Genomic DNA, 5,517 nt, shown 5'->3' on the forward strand with positions numbered 1-5,517 from the left:
AGTTGTGTAGGAACCGTGGACGCCGGATTCCCCCTTGCGCCCGGCCCCTCGGGGTGGCAATATATCTCCTTGCCGCGCGGGCCGAACCCCACGGGGGAGGCCGCGGCGGGCACCTTGAGAACCGGATATCGCGGGAGGACACGGGGCAATTCGCCCCGGTGTCCCACAGGAGACAGAGAAGACACCATCTTCCAGAGACGATGAGAGAGAGCAGTAGGGTAGGTACCCTATTCCGCTCAGGTCGACGATGCGAACGATGGATCCGACGAGATTTCGGCGTCAGCCGGAACCGGGCGGGCTCCCGCGCCCCGATAAGGGAAGCGACCGGCCGCATGGCCGGTTCCATATTGGACGGAGAGTTCGATCCTGGCTCAGGATGAACGCTGGCGGCGCGCCTAACACATGCAAGTCGAACGGCACCCGCCTTCGGGCGGAAGCGAGTGGCGAACGGCTGAGTAACACGTGGAGAACCCGCCCCCTCCCCCGGGATAGCCCGGGGAAACCCGGGGTAATACCGGATGCCCCCTCCCGGCCGCATGGCGGGGAGGGGAAAGCCCAGACGGGAGGGGATGGCTCCGCGGCCCATCAGGTAGACGGCGGGGTGACGGCCCACCGTGCCGACGACGGGTAGCCGGGTTGAGAGACCGACCGGCCAGATTGGGACTGAGACACGGCCCAGACTCCTACGGGAGGCAGCAGTGGGGAATCTTGCGCAATGGGGGCAACCCTGACGCAGCGACGCCGCGTGCGGGATGGAGGCCTTCGGGTCGTAAACCGCTTTCAGCAGGGACGAGTCAAGACGGTACCTGCAGAAGAAGCCCCGGCTAACTACGTGCCAGCAGCCGCGGTAATACGTAGGGGGCGAGCGTTATCCGGATTCATTGGGCGTAAAGCGCGCGTAGGCGGCCGGGCAGGCGGGGCGTCAAATGGCGGGGCTCAACCCCGTCCCGCGCCCCGAACCGCCCGGCTCGGGTCCGGCAGGGGAGGGTGGAACGCCCGGTGTAGCGGTGGAATGCGCAGATATCGGGCGGAACACCGGTGGCGAAGGCGGCCCTCTGGGCCGGCACCGACGCTGAGGCGCGAAAGCTGGGGGAGCGAACAGGATTAGATACCCTGGTAGTCCCAGCCGTAAACGATGGACGCTAGGTGTGGGGGGACGGACCCCCCGTGCCGCAGCCAACGCATTAAGCGTCCCGCCTGGGGAGTACGGCCGCAAGGCTAAAACTCAAAGGAATTGACGGGGGCCCGCACAAGCAGCGGAGCATGTGGCTTAATTCGAAGCAACGCGAAGAACCTTACCTGCGCTTGACATGACCGTGAAGCCGCGGAGACGCGGTGGCCGAGAGGAGCGGTCACAGGTGGTGCATGGCTGTCGTCAGCTCGTGTCGTGAGATGTTGGGTTAAGTCCCGCAACGAGCGCAACCCCCGCCGCGTGTTGCCATCGGGTGATGCCGGGAACCCACGCGGGACCGCCGCCGCCAAGGCGGAGGAGGGCGGGGACGACGTCAAGTCATCATGCCCCTTATGCGCAGGGCTGCACACGTGCTACAATGGCCGGTACAGAGGGAGGCGACCCCGCGAGGGGGAGCGGATCCCGAAAGCCGGCCCCAGTTCGGATCGGGGGCTGCAACCCGCCCCCGTGAAGTCGGAGTTGCTAGTAATCGCGGATCAGCATGCCGCGGTGAATGCGTTCCCGGGCCTTGTACACACCGCCCGTCACACCACCCGAGTCGTCTGCACCCGAAGCCGCCGGCCCAACCGCTCCGCGGGGGGAGGCGTCGAAGGTGTGGAGGGCGAGGGGGGTGAAGTCGTAACAAGGTAGCCGTACGGGAACGTGCGGCTGGATCACCTCCTTTCTAGGGAGACACCTTAGGAAGCCAAGACTTTCGAAACGCATATTCCGATGTGCCCCGGGCGCGCGAAGCCCGCCCGTGCCTCCTGTGGGGCCCCTCCCGCGGTACCCGGTCCCCGGGGTTCGCCCCGCGTACCTTGAGAGCCGCATAGCGAGAAGGAACCGTTCGGGGGGCATCCCCCCGACGGACACGAGACGATTCTCGAAATCGATTCTCCATCTGACTTTTAAGAGATCTTTCCGATCCGAAAGCGAATGAGACGAACGACATATAACGAATCTGGAGTGGCGTCGTCCCGCGAGGGGCGTTCCACCGCTCCCGATCGCGACATCCATCATGTCATACATGGAAAAGCACGGATAATCGCATGGCGCCCCCGCCGGCGAGCGGGGGCAAGATATGCAGGGCGCACGGCGGATGCCTTGGCGCAGGGAGACGACGAAGGGCGCGGCAAGCCGCGATAGTCCCGGGGGAGGCGCACACGGCCACGGATCCCGGGGTACCCGAATGGGAGAACCCGACGGCAGAGGTGCCGTCATCCCCCCTCCGAACACATAGGAGGGGGGAGGGCAACCCGGGGAACTGAAACATCTAAGTACCCGGAGGAAGAGAAATCAATAGCGAGATCCCCCGAGTAGCGGCGAGCGAAAGGGGGCCTAGGGCAAACCGGTGAGCGCACGCGGGCGGCAGCCTTCGCGCCACCGGGGTTGCGGGGCGGAGCGTCGGGGTCCTGCCGGGCCCCGCGGCGCCCCGGCGAGGCGGGCGGAACGGCCTGGGACGGCCGGCCGCAGAGGGTTACAGCCCCGTACGCGAAGCCTCGACCGGGAGCCGGACTCCCACCCCGAGTAGGGCCGGGCACGGGGTACCCGGTCCGAAGCTGGGTGGACCACCATCCAACCCTGAACACTCCCCTGCGACCGATAGCGCACAAGTACCGTGAGGGAAAGGTGAAAAGCACCCCGGGAGGGGAGTGAAACAGCACCTGAAACCGTGCGCCCGCGAGCAGTCGGAGCAGCGTATGCTGTGACGGCGTGCCTTTTGTAGAATGAGCCAGCGAGCCACCGGTGCGGGGCGAGGTTAAGCTTGGAAGCGAGCCGCAGCGAAAGCGAGTCCGAACAGGGCGGTAAGTCCCGCGCCGTGGGCGCGAAGCCGGGTGAGCTATCCCTGGGCAGGCTGAAGCGGGGGTAAGACCCCGTGGAGGGCCGAACGCACGTCGGTTGAAAACGGCGGCGATGACCTGGGGATAGGGGTGAAAGGCCAATCAAACCCGGAGATATCTCGTTCTCCCCGAAATAGCTTTAGGGCTAGCGTCGGGGGTTCACCGCAGGAGGTAGAGCACCGGACAGGTGAGGGGGCTTCGCCGCCTACCGATCCCGACCGAACTCCGAATGCCTGCGGCCCACACCCCGGCAGTCAGAGCATGTGGGCTAAGCTGTGTGCTCGAGAGGGGAACAGCCCAGACCGCCCGCCAAGGCCCCCAATTCCAGGTTGAGTGGCAAAGGATGTCCGTCTGCGCAGACAGCCAGGAGGTTGGCTTAGAAGCAGCCACCCCTTCAAAGAGTGCGTAACAGCTCACTGGCCGAGTGGACGGGCGCCGACAATACACGGGGCTAAACCTGGAGCCGAAGCGGCGGATTCGGAGCGTATGCTCCGTCTGGTAGGGGAGCGTCCCCGGCAGGGGCGAAGCGGAGGGGCGACCCTCCGTGGACCGCCGGGGAGCGAGGATGCTGGCATGAGTAGCGAGAGACGCGAGGGTAACGCGTCCGCCGTGAACCCGAGGTTTCCTGGGCGAGGCTAATCCCCCCAGGGTCAGTCGGGGGCTAAGGCGAGGCCGGCAGGCGTAGCCGAAGCGCAGCAGGCAGACATTCCTGCACCGCGCGACACCGCTTGACCGATGCGGCGACGGATGGGGGTGGCTCGGCGGGGTTCTGGACGTCCCCGTGATGGAGCGCGGCCCGAGGCGGAGGGAAGTCCCCGCCTCACGAGGGTTAGGCTCCGGACGAAGCGACTGAGCGAAGCGAGTGAGCCCGTGGTCCCTAGAAAAACCGCTAGGAAGGTGCATCGCGCGCCCGTACCGCAAACCGACACAGGTGGGTGGGTAGAACATACCGAGGCGATCGGGTCAACCATGGTCAAGGAACTCGGCACAATGGCCCCGTAACCTAGGGAGAAGGGGTGCCCGCGCGTACGTGAACGGACTTGCTCCGGGAGCGGAGGCGGGCCGCAGTGAAGAGGCCCAAGCGACTGTTTACCAAAAACACAGGACTCTGCAGAAGCCGCAAGGCGACGTATAGGGTCTGACGCCTGCCCGGTGCCGGAAGGTCACGGGGAGGGGTTAGCGCGAGCGAAGCCCCGAACCCAAGCCCCGGTAAACGGCGGCCGTAACTATAACGGTCCTAAGGTAGCGAAATTCCTTGTCGGGTAAGTTCCGACCTGCACGAAAGGCGCAACGACTTGGGCGCTGTCTCGACCGTGGACCCGGTGAAATTGCACTGGTCGTGAAGATGCGACCTACCCGCGGGAGGACGGAAAGACCCCGTGAACCTTCACTGCAGCTTGGCATTGGCCGCTGCTCGGGAGTGTAGAGGATAGGCGGGAGGCTGCGATGCCGGGGCGCCAGCCCCGGCGGAGCCGACCTTGGAATACCGCCCTCTCCCGTGCGGCGTCCTAACCCCCGGCCGTGAGCCGGCGGGGGGACCGTGCCAGGCGGGCAGTTTGACTGGGGCGGTCGCCTCCCAAAGGGTAACGGAGGCGCGCGAAGGTCCGCTCGGGACGGTCGGCAACCGTCCTTTTGAATGCAAGAGTACAAGCGGGCTTGACTGCGAGACCCACGAGTCGAGCAGGTGCGAAAGCAGGCTCTAGTGATCCGGCGGCTCCGCGTGGGCGGGCCGTCGCTCAACGGATAAAAGGTACTCCGGGGATAACAGGCTGATCTTGCCCAAGAGTCCACATCGACGGCAAGGTTTGGCACCTCGATGTCGGCTCATCGCATCCTGGGGCTGGAGCAGGTCCCAAGGGTACGGCTGTTCGCCGTTTAAAGCGGTACGCGAGCTGGGTTCAGAACGTCGTGAGACAGTTCGGTCCCTATCCCCCGCGGGCGCAGGAGAATCGAGGGAGGCTGCCCCTAGTACGAGAGGACCGGGGTGGACGGACCTCCGGTGCACCGGTTGTCGACCAACGGCATGGCCGGGTAGCCGCGTCCGGCGCGGATAACCGCTGAAGGCATCTAAGCGGGAAGCCGTTCCCGAGATCAGTTCTCCTTCCGGTAAGGGCCGGGGTAGAACACCCCGTCGACAGGCCGCAGGTGCAAGGGTCGCGAGGCCCTCAGCCGAGCGGTGCTGATCGCCCGAGCTCTTCCCCCACGCACGCCGACGGGGCGCTCATGCGCCGTGCCGGGTGCCGCCGAGGGGGCGGGAGGGGACGCGCCACGCGAGGACGAGCCGCTCCCGTGTCCGAGACGAGGTTCCTTCCGCTGTGCGGCCCTCAGGGCACGCGGTCCCCCGGGGCCGGCGGGCGCCGCCCACCGGTCAGCGGCCAGAGCAGGGGTGGCACGCCCGGACCCGTTCCGAACCCGGAAGCTAAGACCCCTCGCGCCGATGGTACTGCGGGGTGAGCCCGTGGGAGAGCAGGGCGCCGCTGACCGGTGGACGGCACCGGGCCGTCC

3 rRNA genes are annotated in these 5,517 nt (G+C 66.5%); all 3 read left to right on the forward strand.

The features are described 5' to 3' along the window. Positions 1-348 precede the first annotated feature (348 nt). Positions 349-1,856 (forward strand): 16S ribosomal RNA (locus B5F70_RS10390). Positions 1,857-2,243: 387 nt separating this feature from the next. Further along, a 23S ribosomal RNA gene (locus B5F70_RS10395) occupies positions 2,244-5,215 on the forward strand. Between the two features lie 164 nt (positions 5,216-5,379). Beyond that, positions 5,380-5,495 (forward strand): 5S ribosomal RNA (rrf, locus tag B5F70_RS10400). Together the 16S, 23S and 5S rRNA genes form the textbook arrangement of a ribosomal RNA operon. The last annotated feature ends 22 nt before the right edge of the window (positions 5,496-5,517 follow it).

The organism is Collinsella sp. An268, from assembly GCF_002159765.1.
Lineage (GTDB): Bacteria > Actinomycetota > Coriobacteriia > Coriobacteriales > Coriobacteriaceae > Coprousia.